Source organism: Sphingomonas sp. (genome assembly GCF_965227385.1).
GTDB lineage: Bacteria > Pseudomonadota > Alphaproteobacteria > Sphingomonadales > Sphingomonadaceae > Sphingomonas.
Genome location: NZ_OZ245750.1, coordinates 1,686,024 through 1,707,275 on the forward strand (window position 1 = coordinate 1,686,024; position 21,252 = coordinate 1,707,275).

22 protein-coding genes are annotated in these 21,252 nt (G+C 64.7%); 12 read left to right on the forward strand and 10 right to left on the reverse strand.

Going from position 1 to position 21,252, the window contains the following annotated elements:
• Nucleotides 1–43: 43 nt before the first annotated feature.
• From cueR to copC, 5 genes are all read right to left on the reverse strand, one after another.
• A complete protein-coding gene (cueR, locus tag ACO05N_RS07975) occupies nucleotides 44–436 on the reverse strand; it encodes a Cu(I)-responsive transcriptional regulator (protein ID WP_257844671.1) in 393 nt (130 codons plus the stop codon).
• Nucleotides 433–2,694, reverse strand: a complete 2,262-nt coding sequence (locus tag ACO05N_RS07980) for a heavy metal translocating P-type ATPase (RefSeq protein ID WP_405052903.1) — start codon at nucleotides 2,692–2,694, stop codon at nucleotides 433–435. Before ACO05N_RS07980 ends, cueR begins: the two co-directional genes overlap by 4 nt.
• Nucleotides 2,695–2,841: 147 nt before the next feature.
• On the reverse strand, nucleotides 2,842–3,246 hold the full coding sequence (locus tag ACO05N_RS07985) for a DUF305 domain-containing protein (protein WP_310037836.1): 405 nt from the start codon (nucleotides 3,244–3,246) through the stop codon (nucleotides 2,842–2,844).
• 50 nt (nucleotides 3,247–3,296) lie between these two features.
• On the reverse strand, nucleotides 3,297–4,184 hold the full coding sequence (gene copD / locus ACO05N_RS07990; RefSeq protein WP_310037834.1) for a copper homeostasis membrane protein CopD: 888 nt from the start codon (nucleotides 4,182–4,184) through the stop codon (nucleotides 3,297–3,299).
• A gap of 2 nt (nucleotides 4,185–4,186) precedes the next feature.
• Nucleotides 4,187–4,573 carry a copper homeostasis periplasmic binding protein CopC gene (gene copC / locus ACO05N_RS07995; protein WP_310037833.1) on the reverse strand — a complete coding sequence of 129 codons (387 nt, stop codon included), beginning with the start codon at nucleotides 4,571–4,573 and terminating at the stop codon, nucleotides 4,187–4,189.
• A gap of 117 nt (nucleotides 4,574–4,690) precedes the next feature.
• On the opposite strand from copC, the gene ACO05N_RS08000 reads away from it, so the two are divergent.
• The 8 genes from ACO05N_RS08000 to ACO05N_RS08035 all read left to right on the forward strand — a co-directional run bounded on the left by ACO05N_RS08000 (nucleotide 4,691) and on the right by ACO05N_RS08035 (nucleotide 11,129).
• Complete coding sequence (locus tag ACO05N_RS08000; RefSeq protein ID WP_310037831.1) at nucleotides 4,691–4,969, forward strand: hypothetical protein; 279 nt, start codon at nucleotides 4,691–4,693, stop codon at nucleotides 4,967–4,969.
• The gene (locus tag ACO05N_RS08005; protein ID WP_310037829.1) at nucleotides 4,966–5,403 is read left to right on the forward strand and encodes a periplasmic heavy metal sensor; all 438 of its coding nucleotides are present in this window, start codon (nucleotides 4,966–4,968) and stop codon (nucleotides 5,401–5,403) included. The genes ACO05N_RS08000 and ACO05N_RS08005 overlap by 4 nt, the downstream gene beginning before the upstream one ends.
• Nucleotides 5,400–5,960, forward strand: coding sequence for an RNA polymerase sigma factor (locus ACO05N_RS08010; protein ID WP_310037826.1), 561 nt, complete (start codon nucleotides 5,400–5,402; stop codon nucleotides 5,958–5,960). Before ACO05N_RS08005 ends, ACO05N_RS08010 begins: the two co-directional genes overlap by 4 nt.
• A gap of 154 nt (nucleotides 5,961–6,114) precedes the next feature.
• The gene (locus tag ACO05N_RS08015) at nucleotides 6,115–7,188 is read left to right on the forward strand and encodes an acyltransferase family protein (RefSeq protein WP_422056628.1); all 1,074 of its coding nucleotides are present in this window, start codon (nucleotides 6,115–6,117) and stop codon (nucleotides 7,186–7,188) included.
• 96 nt (nucleotides 7,189–7,284) lie between these two features.
• Nucleotides 7,285–9,096, forward strand: coding sequence for a copper resistance system multicopper oxidase (locus ACO05N_RS08020; protein WP_310037821.1), 1,812 nt, complete (start codon nucleotides 7,285–7,287; stop codon nucleotides 9,094–9,096).
• Nucleotides 9,093–10,208 (forward strand): copper resistance protein B, encoded by a 1,116-nt coding sequence (locus ACO05N_RS08025; protein WP_310037819.1) that lies wholly within the window; start codon nucleotides 9,093–9,095, stop codon nucleotides 10,206–10,208. Before ACO05N_RS08020 ends, ACO05N_RS08025 begins: the two co-directional genes overlap by 4 nt.
• 36 nt (nucleotides 10,209–10,244) lie before the next feature.
• Nucleotides 10,245–10,682 (forward strand): DUF305 domain-containing protein, encoded by a 438-nt coding sequence (locus tag ACO05N_RS08030; RefSeq protein ID WP_422056629.1) that lies wholly within the window; start codon nucleotides 10,245–10,247, stop codon nucleotides 10,680–10,682.
• Nucleotides 10,683–10,694: 12 nt separating this feature from the next.
• Nucleotides 10,695–11,129, forward strand: a complete 435-nt coding sequence (locus ACO05N_RS08035; protein ID WP_405052902.1) for a DUF411 domain-containing protein — start codon at nucleotides 10,695–10,697, stop codon at nucleotides 11,127–11,129.
• A gap of 38 nt (nucleotides 11,130–11,167) precedes the next feature.
• On the opposite strand, the gene ACO05N_RS08040 is transcribed toward ACO05N_RS08035, so the two are convergent.
• Both ACO05N_RS08040 and ACO05N_RS08045 read right to left on the reverse strand, forming a co-directional pair.
• Nucleotides 11,168–11,347: a hypothetical protein gene (locus ACO05N_RS08040; protein WP_310037813.1), complete on the reverse strand. Its 180-nt coding sequence runs from the start codon at nucleotides 11,345–11,347 to the stop codon at nucleotides 11,168–11,170.
• A 26-nt stretch (nucleotides 11,348–11,373) separates the two neighbouring features.
• Entirely contained in the window at nucleotides 11,374–11,727 is a 354-nt protein-coding gene (locus ACO05N_RS08045) for a hypothetical protein (RefSeq protein WP_310037811.1), read from the reverse strand.
• Nucleotides 11,728–12,231: 504 nt separating this feature from the next.
• Here ACO05N_RS08045 and ACO05N_RS08050 point away from each other — a divergent pair.
• From ACO05N_RS08050 to ACO05N_RS08065, 4 genes are all read left to right on the forward strand, one after another.
• Complete coding sequence (locus tag ACO05N_RS08050) at nucleotides 12,232–12,819, forward strand: RNA polymerase sigma factor (protein WP_310037809.1); 588 nt, start codon at nucleotides 12,232–12,234, stop codon at nucleotides 12,817–12,819.
• Nucleotides 12,765–13,826 (forward strand): FecR family protein, encoded by a 1,062-nt coding sequence (locus ACO05N_RS08055; RefSeq protein WP_310037807.1) that lies wholly within the window; start codon nucleotides 12,765–12,767, stop codon nucleotides 13,824–13,826. The genes ACO05N_RS08050 and ACO05N_RS08055 overlap by 55 nt, the downstream gene beginning before the upstream one ends.
• 87 nt (nucleotides 13,827–13,913) lie before the next feature.
• The gene (locus ACO05N_RS08060; RefSeq protein ID WP_310037806.1) at nucleotides 13,914–16,484 is read left to right on the forward strand and encodes a TonB-dependent receptor; all 2,571 of its coding nucleotides are present in this window, start codon (nucleotides 13,914–13,916) and stop codon (nucleotides 16,482–16,484) included.
• 26 nt (nucleotides 16,485–16,510) lie between these two features.
• Nucleotides 16,511–18,601 (forward strand): Atxe2 family lasso peptide isopeptidase, encoded by a 2,091-nt coding sequence (locus ACO05N_RS08065; protein WP_422056630.1) that lies wholly within the window; start codon nucleotides 16,511–16,513, stop codon nucleotides 18,599–18,601.
• Here the strand turns inward: ACO05N_RS08065 and ACO05N_RS08070 are convergent.
• Genes ACO05N_RS08070 through ACO05N_RS08080 form a run of 3 tightly spaced genes read right to left on the reverse strand, consistent with a single transcriptional unit; the run spans nucleotide 18,591 to nucleotide 21,178 of the window.
• A complete protein-coding gene (locus tag ACO05N_RS08070) occupies nucleotides 18,591–20,360 on the reverse strand; it encodes an asparagine synthase-related protein (RefSeq protein ID WP_310037801.1) in 1,770 nt (589 codons plus the stop codon). The genes ACO05N_RS08065 and ACO05N_RS08070 overlap by 11 nt on opposite strands.
• Complete coding sequence (locus tag ACO05N_RS08075) at nucleotides 20,360–21,010, reverse strand: lasso peptide biosynthesis B2 protein (RefSeq protein WP_310037798.1); 651 nt, start codon at nucleotides 21,008–21,010, stop codon at nucleotides 20,360–20,362. The genes ACO05N_RS08070 and ACO05N_RS08075 overlap by 1 nt, the downstream gene beginning before the upstream one ends.
• 48 nt (nucleotides 21,011–21,058) lie before the next feature.
• Nucleotides 21,059–21,178: a benenodin family lasso peptide gene (locus tag ACO05N_RS08080; protein WP_257844696.1), complete on the reverse strand. Its 120-nt coding sequence runs from the start codon at nucleotides 21,176–21,178 to the stop codon at nucleotides 21,059–21,061.
• Between the last annotated feature and the right edge of the window lie 74 nt (nucleotides 21,179–21,252).

Below are 21,252 nucleotides of genomic sequence, written 5' to 3' on the forward strand. Positions count from 1 at the left end.
GCGCCCTGATCGTTCACGAACGGGATGCGACCAAAGAAGAACATCAGGCCGGTCGTTCAAGCGAGTCTATGATCGGGCAGTCGGGGCGGTCGTCACCGCAGCAGCGTGCCGCCAGATCAAGCAGCGCTCGCCGCATTTTTTCGAGCGCCTCTGCCTTGCGGTGTAGTTCCTCGGCGCGCGCGGTCGCCAGCGACTTAACGTCGGCCGACGACCGCGCGCCGTCGTCCCACAAATCAAGCAGCGTTCTGATCTCTTCGATAGGGAAGCCAAGGTCGCGGGCGTTGGCGATGAAGCGCAACCGATGCATGTCGGCGTCGGAATAATCGCGGTAGCCGCTGTCCCGGCGCGGCGGTGCCGGGACGAGGCCGATCTTCTCGTAGTGCCGGATCATCCGCTGCGAGACGCCGCTCGCCTCCGACGCGGGTCCGATTTTCATAATTTCACCCGGTTCAATCGCAGGGCATTGAGGACGACGGTGAACGAAGACAGCGCCATCGCCGCGCCAGCGAACATCGGCGACATCAGGATGCCGAACGGGGGATAGAGCACGCCCGCCGCAATCGGTACGCCGAGCCCGTTGAAGAGGAACGAGAAGAATAGATTCTGGCGGATGTTGCGCATCGTCGCATCTGCCAGTCTGCGTGCTCGGACGATCGCGGTCAAATCTCCACGGGTCAGCGTCATCCCCGCACTCTCGATCGCCACATCGGTGCCCGTTCCCATCGCCAGCCCTACGTCCGCCGCCGCCAGTGCGGGCGCGTCGTTGATGCCGTCGCCGGCCATCGCGACCTTCGCCCCGGCCGCCTTCAGTTCGCCAACGATACGCGCCTTGTCCTCTGGCCTGAGATCGGCACGAACATCGTCAAGGCCGCCGACCGCGTGCGCGACCGCGTCGGCAGTGGCCCGGTTGTCGCCCGTAAGCATGATGACTTTCAGACCCTCGGCGCGCAGCGTGGCGATCGCCTCGCGGGCATTGGCGCGGATCGGATCGGCGACAGCGAGCAGTCCTGCCGGCGACCCGTCGATGGCGATGAACATGACCCCGGCTCCAGTCTTCCGGTGCGGGTCGGCAGCGGCCTCCAGCGCGGACGGATCGGCGCCGACGCGGGTCATCTGCGTAGCGTTGCCGATCGCGACGATGCGGCCATCGATCACTCCGCTGACACCCAGACCGGTCTGGGATTCGAAGTTATCCACCTTTCCAACGATGGCGCCGCGTTCCGTCGCGGCCGTGACGATGGCGTGTGCGAGCGGATGCTCGGATTGTGCCTCGACCGCAGCGGCCAGACCAAGCAAATCGTCCTGGTCGAACCCCGGCAGGGCTTGGGTGGCAACGAGCCTCGGCTTGCCTTCGGTGATCGTGCCGGTCTTGTCGATCACGAGCGTATCGACCTTTTCCAGCGCCTGTAGCGCTTCAGCATTCTTGACGAGGACGCCAGCATGTGCGCCGCGACCCGTGCCGACCATGATCGACATTGGGGTGGCGAGGCCGAGCGCACACGGACAGGCGATGATCAGGACCGCGATGGCATTGAGCAGTGCATGGCCGAAGCGCGGCTCCGGCCCTACGAAATTCCATACGATGAAAGCCGCGATCGCGATCGCGACCACCAGTGGCACGAACCAGCCCGAAATGCGGTCGGCAACCGCCTGGATCGGGGCGCGGCTGCGCTGTGCCTCGGCAACCATCCGCACGATCCGTGCAAGCATCGTGTCCGCGCCCACCGCACGGGCTTCCATGACGAGGCTACCAGTGCCGTTAACGGTTCCGCCGGTCAGCGCGTCGTCAGCCGACTTCCCGACGGCTAAAGACTCACCGGTGAGCATCGATTCATCGACCGACGAGCGCCCTTCGATAACTATGCCGTCAACCGGGATTGCATCGCCCGGCCGGATGCGCAGCTTGTCACCCGCCGCCACGTCACCGAGCGACACTTCCTCCTCCGAGCCGTCATCGCGGATGCGGCGCGCGGTCTTGGGCGCAAGATCCATAAGCGCGCGGATCGCGCGCCCGGTCGCCGCGCGGGCGCGCAGTTCCAGCACTTGCCCGAGCAATACCAGCGTCACCACGACGCCCGCTGCCTCGTAATAGACCGGCACCATGCCGCCGTGCATACGGAAGGTGGGCGGGAACAAGTCAGGCGCGAAAGTCGCGACCAGACTGTAGAGGAAAGCGGCACCGACGCCGATTGCGATAAGCGTGAACATGTTGAGGTGCCACGTCCGGATCGACATCCAGCCCCGCTCGAAGAAAGGCTTGCCCGCCCACAACACGATCGGCGCAGAAAGCGCGAGTTGAACCCAGGGCGACGCGGCGGGGCTGACGATCTCGATGCCCAGCATCTCGGCGACCATCGACACGATCAGCAGCGGCACTGCGAGCGCGGCGGATACCCAGAAGCGGCGGGTGAAGTTGACCAGCTCCGGATTGGGCGCATCGTCGAGCGACGGCTCCTCCGGTTCGAGCGCCATGCCGCAGAAAGGGCAGGTGCCCGGTCCCTCCTGACGGACTTCGGGGTGCATCGGACAGGTCCAGATCGCGCCCGGCAGCGCCTTGGGTTCCGGACGCGGGACATCGCTCAGATATTTGTCAGGGTCGGCGACAAATTTGGTCCGACAGCCAGCACTGCAAAAATGGTAATCTTCGCCGTCATGCGCGGCATGATGCGCGGTTGTCGCGGGATCGACGGTCATGCCGCATACGGGATCGGTGACCGCCGACGTCGAGGGCTGGGTCGCGCAGCAGCTGTGTTCGTCATGAGCGTTATAGTCGGCATGGGTCATCGAGTCGTCCTCCATGACCCGGCAATAATGTCTGACATCATGTCAGGGTCAAGCCGCTTATTTTCGAGCCGCCAGCCAAGTGTCGATTTCGGCGATCTCCGCGCGCTGATCTCGGATGATCTTCTCCGCCAACGCCCGCGCCTCTGGATCGTCACCGTGGCGCAGTTCGGTTTCGGCCATGGCTATCGCGGCCTGATGATGCCCCTTCATCTGCCGCATGAAATCCGTGTCGGCCTCGCCAGTGTACTTTGGCATGTTGGCCATCATGTCGTTCATCGACTTCTTGTACCCCTGGGTCGCCGGCGGGTCGCCGGGGCTGGCGGCTGACATGTCCATCGGCATCGTTCCGTTGGCGGCCGACGTGGCGGCCATATCGTGCGCGCTATTCTGCTGCGCATTGTCAGAACAACCTGCCACCGTCAGCGACCCGACAAGCAATAGCGGGATTGCAAGATTCTTCATGGCTTTCTCCTAAGATCCACCACAACGCCCGGACGGACGATCCGTGCCAGTCAATCAACCGGTGACAAAGTTCCAAGGATCGCCACGACAGCGAGGATGAGCACCGCCGCCACCGTCTCGACCAGGATCGCCAGCCGCAATCGGTGCTGCGCGATGGCCTGCCTATCGCCGCCCAATGCCATCTCCAGGGTCGGCACGAGCCGCCAGCGGTTGAATCCGGCCAGAGCAAGCATGACGCCAAACAGGATGAGCTTCAGCACAAGTAGCTGTCCGTATGATGTTCCAAATGTCGTGGAGAGACCTTCGATCCCGACGATCGCGACAAGGTTGATCGCTCCGCTGACGACGATCGCCGCGACGATGATCCCACCGATGCCGGAGAAGCGTGCCAGCGCGGCGAGCGCCGTTCTCGCCGCGCCCGGCGTCGCAAAGTCGAGCAGCAGGAGCCGCACGAACATCGCCAGCGCTGCAATCCACAGCGCGCCTGCAACCAGGTGAACGATGTCGCTGCTGCGGTGCGCCCAGCCCAGCGCCGCTTCGGATGCGCCGGCATGACCGGTCCAGGCTAGCGAACCCAGCGCAACAATCGCCAGCGCGGCCGCAACCGACCTGCTCGCCCGCCCGGCGAGCTGGAGCGCCGCCAGCAACGCGAGCGCTGCGGCGCGAACGATATGAGAGATGCCCATCGACGTTTCAAACGCCATGAACGTGAGCATTTCCCGATCCAGTATGGCCAGGTCGTAGCCAGTCATGGCCAGGGACGTCGCAGCAAGCTGGGCGATCGTGATGACTACGCCTAGTATGGCCAGCCAGCCTATTACACGTCCGCCAATCGCCGGCGCATGTCGACCGAGACCGCCACCCATGGCGAGGCCCGCCAACAGCATGAGATCGGCATAGGCGGCGAAGCGCAGGCCGATCGCCACCCAGTCGCTCATGATCAGCGGACGCTGAAGCTGTGCTGGCCGGTGATGCGATGCGTGTCCGCGCCAATCACGACCCAGTCAGCGCGGTAGCTGCCCGCAGGCAGCGGTTTGGCCGAGGTGAGGATGATCGACTTGCCATCGGCGGAAACGGCGCTGGTGACGCCCGCCATCTTCATGTCGGGATGGTTCGCCATTCCCGGCATCCCGGTCATGATCAGCGTGGCAGTGGAAAGCTTGGGCGTCAGGCGCTCGCTGAAGGTCAGCGTGATCGTCGTCGTGCGCGCGACCGTTGCGTTCGCGGCGGGCGTCGCTGTGACCAGCTTGGGATGTGCGAACGCGGTGGTAGGGATCAGCACCATGGCGAGGGCGGCGAGGGCGGCGGCGAATGGATTGAACTTCATCTCGAACTCCTGTGATATGTTCCCAATACGCAGTACCGGTTTTTACCCCTCAAACCGGCGTAGTTGAGGGATCGTGCATTCTCATACGTATGGGAAGCAGCGGATTACGAGGCAGTCATGCAAACCAATATCGACGATGCCCTTCAGCGGCTGGCGACAGGAACGCCGCATCGGGGTCTGGCGGGTCTGGAAGACCGAGTCCTGAATGCGATCGCGCAACAGCCGGTTGCTGGTATTGGGGCTGGCGCGACATTGGGAGCGATGGGCCTCGCACTGGCGCTCGGCGTTCTCAGCAACGTCGTTCCATCGACCGATGCGCAGGCCGCGCCGGTGCTGTCGCCTTTGGGCGCGTCCAGTCCGCTCGCGCCATCGACATTGCTGGGCGCGACGCGATGAACACAAGGCGCACCTGGGTTATCGTATTTCTGGCTTTCCTGGCCGCGCTTTTCGGGGTGGTCGTCGGGCGATACGTCATCCAACCTACAGCCCAGCCCGGAGCGGAACTCCATGCCGTCCTGCACGACCAACTGAGTCTGGACGCGACGCAGGAACGGCAGCTGCATGTACTTGAGGAAGCCTTTGCCGTGCGCCGTCGCGCGCTCGAACTCGAAATGAAGGCCGAGAATGCGCGGCTTGCGGAAGCCATCACCGCCGAGCATGGCAATGGCCCGCGCGTCGCCGCCGCAGTCGATGCTTCGCACCGCACGATGGGTGAACTCCAGAAGGAAACGCTGGCCCATATCTTTGCAATGCGGGCGCTGCTCAAACCTGATCAGGCGGCGAAGTTTGACGCCGCAGTGACCAAGGCACTGACCGAAGACGCACGGTGAACGACGCACTTGCCGACCGCACGGACGGCGAGCTGGTCGCCCTGTGCCTTGGTGGAAGTCAGCTGGCGTTCGCCGAAATCGTGCGCCGTCACAAGGATCCACTGCATCGGCTCGTCGCGCGCATCGTCGGTGACGACGACGAAGCGCTCGACATCGTGCAGGAAGCCTTCGTCGCCGCGCATCGCGCGCTGCGGCGTTACGACATGGCGCGGTCGATGCGCCCCTGGTTGTCGCGCATCGCGATCAACAAGGCGCGCGACTTGCGCCGCCGCCGGGCGATACGCCGCCTGATCTCGGTCGTGCTTCCTCTCGACCATGCCGCCGACACCGCCGACACAACGCCGTCGATCGAAACCGCGACCGCCGATCGCCAGGAGTTGCGGCAGGTCACGGCTGCCATCGCCGAGCTGCCGGGCAATCTGCGCGAGACACTGGTGCTCCGCACGATCGAGGGGCTGAGCCAGGCTGAGACCGCCGAGACGCTTGGGATCAGCGAAAAGGCGGTCGAGACGCGCCTGTATCGCGCACGTCAGCGGCTGACTGCGTCGCTGTCATAGAGCGTCGCCGTAGAAATCTTGCAGATCGCGCAAGGGATGCGCGCCCGGGCGTCGTATTACCGGCATGGGGGCGGTGGACCAAACAGACGGCGGCGGCGATCCGCCGGCGCGCGACGGCGGTGTAGAGACGCGGGCAGGTGGGGCTTTCGTCGTCATGGACGCTCTGCGGTGCGTGCTGGCGGTGACGGTGGCGTTCGCCCATGCTTGGTATCTCCTGATCGCCGATTATCCGGGACAGGCCACGACGATTGCCTCGGCAGGTTATTTTCTAGCAGGTTTCGCCCATGCCAGCGTCATCCTGTTCTTCGTCCTCAGCGGTTACTGGATCACAAAGAGCGTCGACCGGCGGATGACTGCAGGCTGGGCTTGGACGGGCTATGCGATCGACCGGCTCGCGCGGTTGCTGGTCGTTGTGCTGCCTGCGCTTGCGATCGGCGGTATCTTGGACGCAATTGGCCTCTATGGCCTTGAGTCCTCGACCCACACCGGCGCGACCGACACCTATGTGCTGAACAATAACCTCGCGGAGCGACTGGGATGGCAGACCCTCCTCGGCAACATCCTGTTTCTTCAAAGCATTGCCGTGGCTCCGTTCGGCACCAACGGTCCGTTGTGGAGCCTGGCGTATGAATTCTGGTTCTATATCTGGTTTCCGGCATTGTGGGTCAGCTGGCGCAGGCGACGCCCGTCGCCGCTGCTCGCCACCCTGCTCCTTGCCTGGGTCGTGCCGAATATGCTGGTTGGCTTTGCCTGCTGGCTTTGCGGGGCGGCATTGTTCTGGGCGACCCGCCGTTCCGGGGGTCAGAGCTTGCAGCCATTACGCCGCCTGTGGCTGATCGTTGCTAGTGTCCCGTTCCTCGGAACCCTGATCTATTCGCGACTCTTCGGGCTAGGTGATGTCGAGCTGCCGCTGGCGATTACGTTCGCAGTGCTACTCTACACGTTGCTGCGCGTCGAACTGCGCGCGCCGCGCTGGCTGAGGCCATTCGCCGAGTATGGCGCGCAGGCGAGCTTCTCGCTCTATGTCCTGCATTTCCCGGTCATCGCCTTTGCCGCTGCGTTGTTGCTCGACGACAAGCGTTTGCCCGCGACCGGAGCGAGCATCGTGCTTGTCGTCATGGTGCTTGTGGTGGCGATCTTGCTGTCGGCGCTGTTCGCACGGTACACCGAACGGCACACGGCCAGGGTCCGCGCGTTCTTCTCCGACGGACAGCCTGCCCGGATTTGATACACGGGTTGATCCGGGCGGTCTTTTGCCGATCGGGATGAGGGTCAAACCGATCTTCTGCGTAAAGCGGGTAACGTCATCGGAGCCTTACATCACATGTCGCTGTTGCTAAGCCGTCGTAATCTGCTGCGCGGAGCCACCCTTGGCGGCGGCTCGCTTGCCCTCGCCCCGTGGTTTCCGGCGTGGGCACAGCCGGTGTCGGCCGGCATCGTCCAGGCGCTGCCGAGCGTATCCGGCGAGGATATCCGCCTGCGCATCGCGCACCAGATGATGACGATCGACGGGCGCGAAAGCCACGCGATCGGCATCAACGGCACGATCCCGGGTCCGCTGATCCGGCTGCGCGAGGGGCAGAACGTCCGGCTGCACGTTGAGAATGCGCTCGACGAGGACAGCTCGATCCACTGGCACGGCCTGATTCTGCCGTTTCATATGGACGGCGTACCGGGCGTCAGCTTTCCCGGCATCAAGCCGCGCTCGACCTTCACCTATGAGTTTCCGGTCAAGCAGGCCGGCACCTATTGGTATCACAGCCATTCGGGATTGCAGGAGCAGCTTGGCCATTACGGCCCGATCGTGATCGATCCGGCAGGCACGGACCCGATAGCTTCCGACCGCGAACATGTCGTCGTGCTGTCCGACCATAGCGAGATGCACCCGCACATCATCTTCAAGAAGCTCAAACAGCAGGGCGGCTATTTCAACTATCAGAAGCAGACGCTGGCCGATCAATTGCGCGGCGAGGGCCAGTCGGCGAAGGATCGCCTCGATTGGGGCAAGATGCGCATGGATCCCACCGACGTGTCCGACGTGACCGGTTCGACCTATAGCTATCTGGTCAACGGTCATGGCCCCCGCGACAACTGGACCGCATTGTTCACGCCCGGAGAGCGGGTGCGGCTGCGCGTCGTCAACGCATCGGCGATGACCACCTTCAACGTCCGCATTCCGGGGTTGAAGCTGACGATCGTCCAGGCCGACGGGTTGAATGTGCGCCCGGTGCAGGTGGACGAGTTCCAGATCGCCGTCGCGGAAACCTATGACGTCATCGTCGAGCCGTCCGACGACCGCGCTTATACGCTGGTCGGCGAGAGCGTCGATCGCTCCGGCATGGCACGCGCTACGCTCGCCCCGCGCGCGGGAATGGCGGCGGCGGTGCCGCCTTTGCGCAAACGGCCGATCGCCACCATGAAGGATATGGGAATGGGCGGCATGGATCACGGCGCGATGGCGGGCGCGGCCGCCACACCGGGTGCCGGGGATTGCCCGCCCGAACACGCCGCGATGGGACATTGCACGCCCGCAGCAGGCGGTGCGGCAGAAGCTGGTGGCGGCATGGCCGGTATGGACCATTCGATGCGCGATTTCGCCGTCGCGCCCGGCGTCAAGAAAACGCCGACGGTCCAGACGATCTCACCGATGCCGATGGACCGCACCGGCGAGCCCGGACAGGGGCTGGCGGATGTCGGGCACAAGGTGCTGGTCTATCGTGATCTGATCGCGGTGGACCGCAACCCCGATGTGCGTGCCCCGGACCGGGCGATGCGCATCCACCTCACCGGCAATATGGAACGTTACATGTGGGCGTTCGACGGGGAGAAGCTGAACGAGGTCAAGAATCCGATCCCGTTTCTGCAGGACGAGCGGGTGCGCGTGACCCTCGTCAACGACACGATGATGGGCCACCCGATCCATCTCCACGGCCATTTCTTCGAGCTGGTGACGGGGCATGGCGAATATGCGCCGCGCAAACATACGGTGCAGGTGCAGCCGGGCGGCACGGTGACCTTTGACGTCACCACCGACGCGGTCGGCGACTGGGCGTTTCACTGCCACATGCTCTATCACATGCATGCGGGAATGATGCAGGTCGTCACCGTCCGACCGCGCGGAGGAGAGGGGGCATGAAGATGTTGTCGCTCGCCACCGCCGCCGCCGCCATCGCACTGGCCGCCCCCGTCGCCGCGCAGACGATGGATCACTCGAAAATGCCCGGCATGAAGATGCCGGCGAAAACCGCGCCCAAGCCAAAGCCGGTAGCGAAGCCGCGTCCGACGTCGACACCGGCAGCAAAGCCAGCTGCAATAGCGGCACCCGCGAAACCGGCGCAGGCGGCACCGGCCACCGACCCGGCCTGCCCACCTGAACATGCGGCAATGGGGCATTGCACACCCGCGGGTGCAGCCCCCGCTGCGCCCGAGAAATCCGATGACGATAGCTCGGCAATGCCTGATATGGCCGCCGATGCACCGAGCACCGGCAGCGGCGGGACCGCGCTGCCCGCCGGAAACGCTCCGGCACCCGCCGCGCCCGAGCCGAACTATGCCGACCGTGTCTGGGGGCGCGAGGCGATGACCGGCGCGCGCAAGGCACTGCGCAGCGAGCATGGCGGCGGCACGTTCAGCCAAATCATGCTGGACATTGCCGAGCTGCAAATCCGCAAGGGGCGCGAGGGCTATCGGTGGGAAGGGGAAGGCTGGTTCGGCGGCGACATCGATCGGCTAGTCGTCAAGACCGAGGGCGAAGGCAGCTTTGGCGAGGCGGTTGAAAGCGCCGAGGCGCAGGCGCTCTACAGCCGCGCCATCGGCCCATATTTTAACCTGCAGGCCGGCGTCCGTCACGATTTCGAGCCCAAGGCGCGTAGTTATGCAGCGTTCGGCGTTGAGGGGCTCGCCCCCTATTGGTTTGAAGTCGAGGCTCATGCGTTTGTATCGACCAAGGGCGATGTGTTGGGACGCCTCGCCGCCAGCTACGATCAGCGGATCACCCAGCGGATTATCCTGCAACCGCGCGTCGAGTTCAATCTGGCGGCGCAGGATGTAATCGAGAGCGGAATCGGCGCGGGGCTTTCCGATGCCGAGTTCGACCTTCGTCTGCGCTATGAGATCGTACGCGAATTCGCGCCCTATATCGGCATCTCGCATTCATCGAAATTCGGCCGCACCGCGCGCTTCGCCCGCGCTGACGGCGAAGACCCTTCGGCAACCACCTTCGTCGTCGGGATCAGGGCCTGGTTCTGAGGTCGGAGACCGACGAAAATGGCAAAGGAGAATGCAATGACCTCCTATCGCAGCCTCGCACTGCAAACCGCCATCAGCGGGGTCATCATGTATCTGGTGATGTTCGTGATGATCGACCAGCTGTCGAGCTTCTACAACAACCTCAACATGCTCTACATGACGCTGATGATGGTCGCACCGATGGTTGTGCTGATGATCGTGGCGATGCGGGACATGTTTCCGTCCAAGCGCCTCAATGTGTTGCTGCTTGCCGGATCAGCAGTCGCGTTCTTCGGCAGCTTCGCGTTGATCCGAACTCAGACTACGATCGACGACACCGCATTCATCCGATCCATGATTCCGCACCATTCAGGTGCGATCCTGATGTGTGAGCAGGCATCGCTCACCGATCGCGAACTGGTATCGTTGTGCCGACAGATCATCAAATCACAGCGCGAGGAGATCGCGCAGATGAAGAGCATGCTGGAAAATTAGGAAGCAACGATGATGATTTTGAAGCCGCTGTCCACGACGGTTCTGCTGTTGGTGGCCACTTCGGCGTTCGCCGCCGACGTCGTAGTGCATCGTGATCCGGGTTGCGGTTGTTGCACAAAATGGGCGGCGATCGCGCAACGCGAAATCAAGCGACCAGTGCGGATCATCGACAATCCGCAGCGTGCCGCTCTCGCACAAAAGGCGGGGGTGCCTGCGGCGTTGTCCTCCTGTCATACCGCGATCATCGACGGCATGGCGTTCGAGGGGCATGTCCCCATCGCCGACATGAAGCGCGCGCTCGCGACGCGACCGAAGGGTGTGAAAGGCCTTGCGGTGGCCGGAATGCCGATCGGCTCGCCCGGCATGGAAGTACCGGGCGCGAAGGCCCAGCCCTACAGCGTCATTGCCTTTGGATTGGGCGGGCAGAAAGTCTTCGCACGTCATTGAGGAAGGGAGAGAGGCGCGGACGCCTCCCTCCCCATTCGTTACTTGCCCTGCGTGCTGGGCGTTCCCTTTTTCATGTCGTCGCAGCAGCCCGGCTTGTCGCCCTCTTTCTTGCAGCAACAGGTCTTCATGTCCTTGCAGCAATCCATGCCCTCGGCAGCATGGGCAACAGGCGAGGCCAAGAGCGCCAAGGTGGCACCGAGCAGTTTGAGATTCTTCATCGATAGTCTCCGTGATTTGATCAGATTCAGTAGAGTGCAGGTCGATCACGGGTGCGAGGTGGCGGCGGTGCGGGGCCTTCGTTGACGCTGCGGAGCGTTTCGGCGCTCGACGGATCGTAAACGGTGCTTAGCGCCAGCCTGATCGCCAGCGGAGCGACGGGCGCGGTATTCGCCAGCAAACAGGGAGCCGCGCACGCAAGCGAAGCCGATTTTTGCACCGGTGGCTTGCGCGGCATTTCCGGGCAGGCAGCCATGTCCGTCACGTGCGGCGATGCAACGATCTCACAGACGGGCGGCGACTTGAGGACAAGCAGACAGGCCAGCACAAGCAGGCCTATCACGCTGGCGATCGATCGGCGGTTCACGCGGCCCGTGTCCATCGTTTTTCATTACCTGCGAACCGGTGCGCGCGCCAGAGATATGAGCGGATCACGGGGACTTCAACACATGCAACTTCTAGCCCCGTCGTGGCTCGTAACGGTGTAGCTCCGATCTGAAAGGCGTGCCCAGCCTGCCCGTCTGAATGTGCCTCGATCGAAACGTGATAACATCCTCTAAGTGTGGCATTTGGCGCGCATTCAACCAACCCTGCCGGAGTTGCTTCTTCGAGTCAGGCTGTTAGTCTGCTCGGGTGCCGCGAGGGCGGCGCCGAGGCTTGAGAACCTCGCTTGGGAAGAATGACCCGCCATCGACGCGGCCGGGTGGCCGACGCGCATGTCCAAGCCGCTTGCGGCCAAAGGCGTCGGCGCACGACTCAAGCGTGCTTCTCAACACCCGGCTTCCGCCGGCGTCGCCTCGAAGACGGGCGATTCGGCGATGGATATTGGACTGATCAGATTTTTTCGGGCGAGTGGTCCGCCATACCCTCGGGATCGAGTGTCGCGATGCGCCTGATCCCCGACGTTCTGAACGCATTGACCTCGCCGCGCCTGGCCGAGGGCGATCCGTTGCCGCCCGATGATCGGGTTGCGGCCGGATCGGTCCTGGCGCTGAACGACTTGTACCAGGCTCAGGCGCCGCGGCTGCATCGCTACTTCGCGCGCCGGACGGATCGGCAGGATGTGGGAGATCTGGTGCAGGAGAGCTTCGCCCGCCTCGTCGATGCGTCGGCGACGAAGGACCGGACGATCGAGCAACCCGAAGCCTATCTCAACCGTATCGCGACGAACCTGCTTCGCAGTCGCGCGAGGACCGCCCTGCAGAGATCGCTCGCCCAGCACGTCCCGGCGGATGAGGAATCGCTCGCCGGGCCAGACATGATCGCGGCGCTGGAGGCGCGTGATCTACTCAACCGGCTCCAAGGCGCCCTGATGCGGCTTAGTCCGAAGACCCGCGAGATATTCCTGGCCCACCGCGTCGATGGCGTCAGCTATAGCGATATCGCCAAGCGGATGGGATTGAGCGTAAAAGGCGTCGAATGGCACATGACGAAGGCAATCGCGCGTCTCGACCACGTGCTGAGGTCGCGTTGACGTCCGAGGCCGGGGAGGCACCCAGCCCGGACGATACCATCCGGGCGACCGCTGTCACCTGGCTGGCGCGTTTGCGCGCGCCTGACAGCGCGGACCATCATGAGGGTTTCGAGGCCTGGTACGCCGCCGATCCGCGACATGCCGACATCTATGACGAGGTTCTCGCAAGCTGGGAGAACATGGCCCTGGCGGCGCAAACGCCTGCCGCTGAACCGGCGCGGCGCCAAACTGCTCGGGCTGCGGATCGGCGCCCGTCGGCAATGGCGTTCGCAGCGGCGGCGGCCGTCCTCCTTGTCATCTTTGCAGGCATCGGCATGTCGCGGCCCGATGGGCCTTGGCCGGGGCCGGTCGAGCCGACCGAGATCGCCAGCCGGCTCGGTGAGATCCGCACCACCACGCTTTCCGATGGCTCGCGCGTGACGCTCGACACCGACAGCCTTCTCCTGGTGGCCTATACGGCTGGCGAACGAAGACTGTTGCTTCGTCGGGGGCGTGCTCGATTCGACGTGGCGCATGACACGGCGCGGCAATTCGTTGTCCAGTCGGATGGCGGCTTGATCATTGCGCACGGAACCTTGTTCGATGTCGAACAGCAGGCACGGCGGATGACCGTGTCGCTCCTGCGCGGATCGGTCGAGGTCCGCACAGCCGTGACTTGGACAGGCGAAACGATCGGCAAGGGTCGATTGCTGCGTCCTGGCCAGCAGCTTGCCCTCGAGCCGCAAACCCCGGCTGGATCGCCGGTGCCGCTTCGGGAATCGGACATGCGGTGGACCTCGGGCATGCTGTCCTTCGAGGACGCACCGCTCGCGCAGGTGGTGGCAGCCACGAACCGCTACAATGACCAACAGATCCGGCTGGCGGACCCCAAGTTGGGCGCGTTGCGGTTCACCGGCACCTTCGCCGCGACAAAGCCCCGCGAGCTTGCCCAAATGCTGGCGGCAACCTTCAATCTCGACGTCGCGCTCACCGATCGCGGCCCCCTCATCCTGTCTCGGCGTCGATAGCCGAAAGAAAATCCCAGGGTAGGCGACGCCCCTGGTGTCGAAGCCCCCAAGCGATGCCACGTCGGCGTCGCGCAGGGGCAATTGACGATGGCAATATTGCGCAACGCAGCGTTCGCGACTTCGATTTCGACATGCACGGCCGCCTTGATCCTGGGTTCGGCCCCGGCATCAGCGCAAGCCTCCGGGCGACAGACCTACCGCCTTCCGGCACAGTCGTTGGCCGAATCGCTGCGCGCAGTTGCCATTGCATCCGGTCGCAGCATCATCGCGCCTTCCATGCTGGTCAGCGGCAAGGACGCGCCAGCCCTGGACGGGGATCACACTGCCGAAGAGGCGCTGAACGCCCTGCTTGCCGGCTCGGGCCTGCGTTACCGCGTTATCGCTACGGGTCTGATCATCGAGCGGGATTCGGCTTCGCGGGAGACTGCGCAACAGTCAGACCAGTCTGAAGTCGTTGTGACCGGCAGCCGTATTCGCGGAGCGCCGGTGGCGTCTCCGGTCGTCCGGCTGGACCAGCAAGCAATACGCGATGCCGGCCAGTCGGACCTTGGCGAGGTCGCACGCAGCGTGCCGCAAAGTTATGGCGGCGGGCAAAATCCGGGCGTGGGCTTCAATGTCCCTTCCAGCACCGGCGGAAATGTCGGCGGGGGATCGTCGTTCAACCTGCGCGGACTTGGCAGCGACGCAACGCTGACGATCCTTAACGGCCGCCGCCTCCCTTATGATTCTGCGCGGCAAGGCGTCGATGTCTCGGCGATTCCCCTGGCGGCGGTCGACCGCATCGAAATCGTCGCCGACGGCGCTTCGGCGCTCTATGGCTCTGATGCCGTTGGCGGGGTGGTCAACGTCGTCCTCAAGCGCGATTTCGACGGGATCGAGACACGCGCGCGCATCGGCGGCTCGACCGAGGGCGGCAATTTCCAGCAGCAATATGGCGCGATCGCGGGCGGTCGCTGGGACAGCGGCAGCGCCTTCATCACCTATGAATATGCCGACAACACCGCGATCAGCGCGGCCGACCGCGATTATGCCGCCTCGCGTCCCGGCATCACGCTGCTCCCCGCGAGCACGCGCCATGCCGTTACCGCCAGCGGTCATCAACGACTGACGGACGCCCTCTCAATCGAGGCCGACGCGCTCTATAATCACCGCACCAGTGCGACGACATATCCGCTCAATTTTGCGGGCAACCTCGCAGCCAGCCGAACGACGCAAAGCTTCGAGGCCGAATCCTATGCGCTCGCCGCGAGCCTGCGCTGGGCATTGGACACTTGGCGGGTGAACCTCACCGGCAGCTTTGGTGAAAGTAGCACGGCCTTTCGGGGAGACACGTTTGTCAACGGTGCCTTTGCCAGTAGCGCTGGCGGTCGCTACGACAATCGCTCGACCACCGGCGAACTCTCCGCCGACGGACCTCTGATCGCGCTTCCGGGCGGACCGGCAAAACTCGCGCTTGGGGCGGGTGTGCGGTTCAACGATTTCGCGCTGTTCCGCGGCGCGGGCGCGATCCAGAATATCGATGCCTCGCAGGACATCTTCTACGCCTATGGCGAATTGAGCCTGCCAATCATTTCGCCGGATCAGCAGATCCCGCTGATCCGGCACCTCAACCTGAGCGGTGCGATCCGTTATGAGCGCTATCGTGGCGTGGCCGAGGTCGTCACTCCGAAGCTGGGGATCGTCTATTCGCCATCGGACAGCGTCGACCTGAAGGCGACATGGGGCCGGTCGTTCCGCGCACCCAGCTTCATCCAGCAATATCAGGTCGGGCAAGCGCTGCTCTATCCGGTCACGAGCTTCGGCGGCATTGGCTATCCGTCCGGTTCATCCGCGCTGCTACGGGCGGGGGGCAATCCGGCGCTCAAGCCAGAGAAGGCGAGGAGCTGGTCAGCGACGATCGCACTCCATCCGCCTTCGCTTGCGGGCGCGACGCTTGAGCTGAGCTATTTCTCGACGCGTTATGTGGATCGCATCGTCAATCCGATCCTGCTGCTCTCGCAGGCCTTGTCCAACCCCATTTATCGCGACCAGATCACCCTCAACCCCACGCCGGGCCAGCAGGCTGCGCTCATCGCCGGTGCCGACCAGTTCATCAACGCCACGGGCTCACCCTATGATCCGGCGCGGGTCGTTGCGATCGTCGACAGCGCGAACATCAATGCGGGGCGACAGTCGATCCACGGCGTCGATGCGCTGCTGCGTTATCGGATGGCGGTTGCGCGCGGCTCGATCGAGATGAGCTTCAACACGAGTTATCTCGAAAGCGAGCAACAGCTCGCGCCCGCCCAGCCGGTTCAACCCCTGGCCGGCAGGCTTTTCAATCCGCCGCACTGGCGCGCGCGCGGAATGGTCCGCTGGGATAACGGACCGCTGAGCATTGCGGCGACGGTCAGCCATATCGGCGAGGTCCGCGACACGCGCCCGGCGACCGCAGTCCGCATTGGCGGAATGTCCACTGTCGACATCTCGGGGCGGTACCGCTTTGCCAACGCTGCGGGACCGCTGGCCGGGATCGAATTGTCGCTGTCCGTCCAGAACATCTTCGACGAGACGCCGACGACGATCGCGACGTCGGTTTATTACGATACGCCCTACGACTCGACCAACTATTCGCCGGTCGGACGCTTCATCGCCGTCGGGCTGTCGAAGAAATGGTAATGGCCGTCCCCCGACGTCGGCGACGTGTGCTGACCACTGCCGCTGCGCTCCTGCTGCCGTTGATAGCCGAGGCGCGATGCGACCTGTTGCCGCGCCAGCAAGCTGTCGATCAACCGCAGCGGCTTGTCGCACCCGAGGATCTCGTGCGACTGCGCGACATCGGGTTGCCCGACGGATCGATCCTCGGATGGCCAAGCCCACTCGGTCTATCGCCCGATGGAGCGCGCGCCGCTTTTGTCATCAGCCGGGCGGATCCTGACACCAACCGCTACTGTCGCGGCCTCGCAGTGATCGACATCAAGCCCGCCGCAGCGCCGAGGCTCCTCGATGAAGGCGGCGACCCGATCCTGTCCGTTGGCGTCTATCGCGGTCTCTTCGCCCGGACCGGCTTCCCACAGGTCGTGACGCCTTTATGGTCGCCCGATGGCCGCTGGATCGCCTATCTGCGGCGAGATCGAGGAACGACGCAGCTTTGGCTTGTGGCTTTGGCCGGCGGACCGGGCCATCCGCTCACCCGCTCGGCGGTCGATGTCGAGCGGTTCGCCTGGCTTTCAGATGGCACCGGGCTGGTCTTCGCAAGCCGCCCTGGAACGCTTGCCGAGCGTTCGGCGGCGGATAGCGAAGCGCGTCGCGGCTTCCATTACGACCAACGTTTCGTACCGAGCATGGGAAACAGCCCGCAGCCCAGCGCATCGACGCCGCTTGCGTATTTCAAGATCGGGTTGGCGGATCGCGAATTGTCCCCGGCCAGCGCGAGCGAGCGGGAGCGCATCAGTGCCGAGGGTGTGCCGGGCGTCCCGCCCGATCCGCGGGCGGACGCACCGGACGGGCGGCGCGCCTGGACCGAACGGCAATCGTCCTCGCCGCTCGGGCCGCTCGTCCTGCGGGCAACCGCCGCCTCCGGTGCGACCGTCACCTGCCCGCCGAGTGCGTGTTCGGGCAAGATCGTCGGGATGTGGTGGCGTCCCGGCGGCGGGCCGCTGGTGTTCCTTCAGCGCGAAGGCTGGGCACGCGGCGAGATGGCGCTTTATCGCTGGACGCCGGGTGCCGGACCGCCAAAGCGCGTTTTCGCCACGACGGATATCCTCGACGGCTGCTTGCTCTTCGCCGTACAACTGATCTGCACGCGCGAGGCAGCGACGGTGCCCCGGCGCCTCGTCATCCTCGATCCCCGCACCGGGCAATCGCGCCTCCTTTACGATCCGAACCCGGAATTCTCGCGACTTCGCCTCGGCCGCGTGGTCCGACTGTTCTGGAAGAACGACCTTGGCCTCGAAGCGCGCGGCGACCTCGTGCTTCCGCCAGATTACCGCCCGGGCACCCGCCTCCCGCTGATCGTGACGCAATATTTCAGCAACGGGTTCCTGCGCGGTGCGACCGGTGACGAATATCCGATCCATGCCTTTGCCGCGCGCGGCTTTGCCGTGCTCAGCATCGAGCGCCCCCCCTTCTTCGCGGCAGCCAATCCGGCCCTCAAGACCTATGAGGATATCAACGCTGCCAACGCCCGCGGCTGGAGCGAGCGCCGCAGCCTGTTGTCGGCCGTCACGAACGGCGTGCAGCGTGTGATCGATCTGGGGATCGCCGATCCCGCGCGGATCGGCATCACCGGCCTTAGCGACGGCGCGAGCACGGTCGCGTTCGCGCTCATCAACACCGACCGGTTCGCAGCGGCGGCGATGAGCTCATGCTGCATCGAACCCTGGACCGTGATGACGGTCGTCGGTCCAGCTTATGCCGATCGTATGCGCGCGCTCGGCTACCCGCCGGCCACGGCGTCGGATCGATCCTTCTGGGCACCGGCCTCGATCGCCCAGAATGCGGCGGCGATTGATACGCCTTTGCTCATGCAGTTGGCGGACGATGAATATCTAACGAGCCTGGAGGCGTTCACCGCGCTGCGCGAGCATGGCAAGCCGGTCGACATGTACCTCTTTCCGGGCGAGCATCATATCAAATGGCAGCCCGCGCACCGTCTTGCCATCTACGCGCGCAACCTCGACTGGTTCGGCTTCTGGCTCGCCGGCAGCATCGACCCCGATCCAGAAAGGCGCGAAGAATTCGCACGCTGGCAGGCAATGCGTGATCGCCGCGATCGGGCGCGCGTCAAGCAATAGGTGCTGTCCAGTTCGCCGCCCAGGCCTCCACATCGGCCAGTCGCATGATGCGGCGATAATCCGCACCGACAGCCGGGCGCGGATCGGCCAGCACCTGCTCGACGGCCTGTGCATCGAGAATGCCTTCCGCGCGCAGCCTGCCGTCCAGCAGCATCGCGCGAAGCATAGGCCGGTTCAGTTCGAACAGTTCGGCGACAAAGCTGTCCGGCGACCCCTTTGACGACCGCTTCAGCGTTTCGTCGGGCAGCATCCCTTCGAATGCCTCGCGTGCGATGGCGCGATTCCTGCCTTCGGCGAACCACCACCAGCTGGGCACGCGAAGGCAAGCCTCGACCACCGGCTGGGCAACGAGCGGGGAAGCGCTGGCCAGCGCTCGGGGTTCACCCACCTCCGCCCAGCTCTGCGCCGCAACGACCATCGCAATATGCGCCGCCGTGCCGGGGGTGCTGCCGCGCGGGGGCTCGAGCCAAGGGTGCGCGACCGCCACGCTCCCGCCGAATTGCGCTGCCCGGCTCAGAAAGCGCAATTCCGGGGACCAGCGATAGGCCGCCGAGCGGAGATAGGCACGACGGACAGCGCGCAGCAGCACGTTGGACACGCTTGCCTGCGCCAGCCCTGCCATCGTGCCCGCCACAGCCAGCGTCCTGCGGAAGGGCTCGCCGTGCAGCATCGCGTCGGCGACGGGTGCGACCGATTGCAGCGCGCAAAAGACATTGTCGCCGCCGCCGCCGTCGACCACCAGGTCGGCACCCGCTCGGGCAGCGGCGGCATTCGTCAAATGATCGGACGCCTGCATAAAACTGCGCGCAGACGGATTGGGCATGTCTGCGGCAGCCGAGCGTGTGACATCGACGTCGCGCACGTCCCACTGCGCCACGAAGAGCTCCACGCCCAGCGCGTCGGCGACGAGCCTCGCATAGTCGCGCTCGTCGCCGATCGCACCCGCGCTTGCCAGGTTCAGACAGCTGAACGGACGCTCGAGCGCCGAGAGCGAGGCCGCAACGATCGAAGAATCGAGTCCGCCGGACAGCAGGAGCAGCGGACGGGTAGCGCGCGAAACGGTCGAGCGGACGGCATTCAGAACAGCCTGTCGGACGGCCTCCACGGCGAGGGCGCGACTGGCCACCGATCCGCAGCGCTCGGCCTGCTTCCAGGGCGTCCAGATCCGGTCGATCGCCACCTTGCCATCTGCCAGAGTCATGCGATCGCCGCCCAGTAATTCCTCAACGCCGATGAGGCAGGTCGCAGCGCGGCGCAGGTCGCGCATGGCGAGATGCGACGCGACCTGATCCCAGGCTACGCCTTGCGGCGTCCAGCCTGCCTCCGCGAGCAACCCCAAGTCGGAGGCGACCAGCAGGGCGGTGCCGAGGCGCGTCATCAGACAAGACAACGCACCGAACGGCGCGCGCACCACCGACCATTGCCGCGAGCGGGCGCCGCGCACGAATGCGACGTAGCTTCCCCAGAACTCTTGGGTCAGTGTGCTGCCATTCGACACGGGGATCGCGTGCTTCCAACCGCCATCGAGACTTTTCACCAGCGCGCCGGTGCTTCTTGAGTAAAGCTGACCGAGAACCGCCCCCTCGTCGCGTCCGACCGGGAGCGTCGGCAGATCGTTCGTCGCGATCAGCAGCAAGTCGGGCTGATCGACGACAATGTGCAGGTCGGCGCGACGGTTGCAGAGCGCGCGAACACGGTTTGCCGCGACGGCTCCATCGGGCGAGTCGGCACCGAGGACGGCGAGATATTGCCCCGCCATCACACGACCAGGACCGGTGTGAACAGGCGCACGGCATCGAGCTGGTCGTTCACGACCACATCGCCCATCTGAACCCAGCAATGCGCCTGGAAAGGATGCAGCTTCACACCCAGGATGAGGTGGGGCGTTGCCCCGAGGCTGGCGAGCTGCCAGGCGACCGCGAGCGAAGTCGCGAGGCATTGGTCATGCGCGGATACGAGCATTCCGGCGCGACGATAGGCCGCAGCGAGCCGCGAGATCTGAGCCACAGACAATTCCACGTCCGCTCTCGACGATTTTCGCTCCTGCACCCGATCCAGCACCGCCTTGAGCGGGCGTGCGCGAAGCCAGACCCGGCTTGCCGCGCGTCGGGTGAGTGCCCCGAGCACGCTCGTCCGGCTGACGATCTGGTTGTTGTCGTGCAGCGACCCGCGCGGCGGGGCTGGCGGGATACACGCAACAGGGCGCGTGTCGTCGGCAGCCTCGCGGAGCAGGCCATCCCGCAACGCCGCCGCGACCCACGCGGGCGACTCTCCGGCAATCACATCGAGAAATGCCTGGTCCGCTATTGGACTCAGGCAGAAGTATCGATCGCGGGGCAAGTCGAGGAACACGAAACGGCCGTCGACACGGCAGAATGTCAGTCCCTTGCGCAGAGCATAGCCTGTCATTTTCGCGAACAGCGAAACGGCGCGCAGCCGAGGCTGCGCGCCGTCGCTTCAGTCGTCGGAAAGACCGGTCTGGAAGATTCCGAGCGCCAGATCGTCGACCGGACCGCCGGGGCCCTTGGTCTCGGCGCTCGCGGTACCCAGGTCGATGACTTCGTCTTCGCGTTCCATGATACACTCCTTCTCTCAGGCTGCGAGTTGCAGCCCAGGGAGTGTATGAAGCGCGCCCGGCTATCCGAACTTTA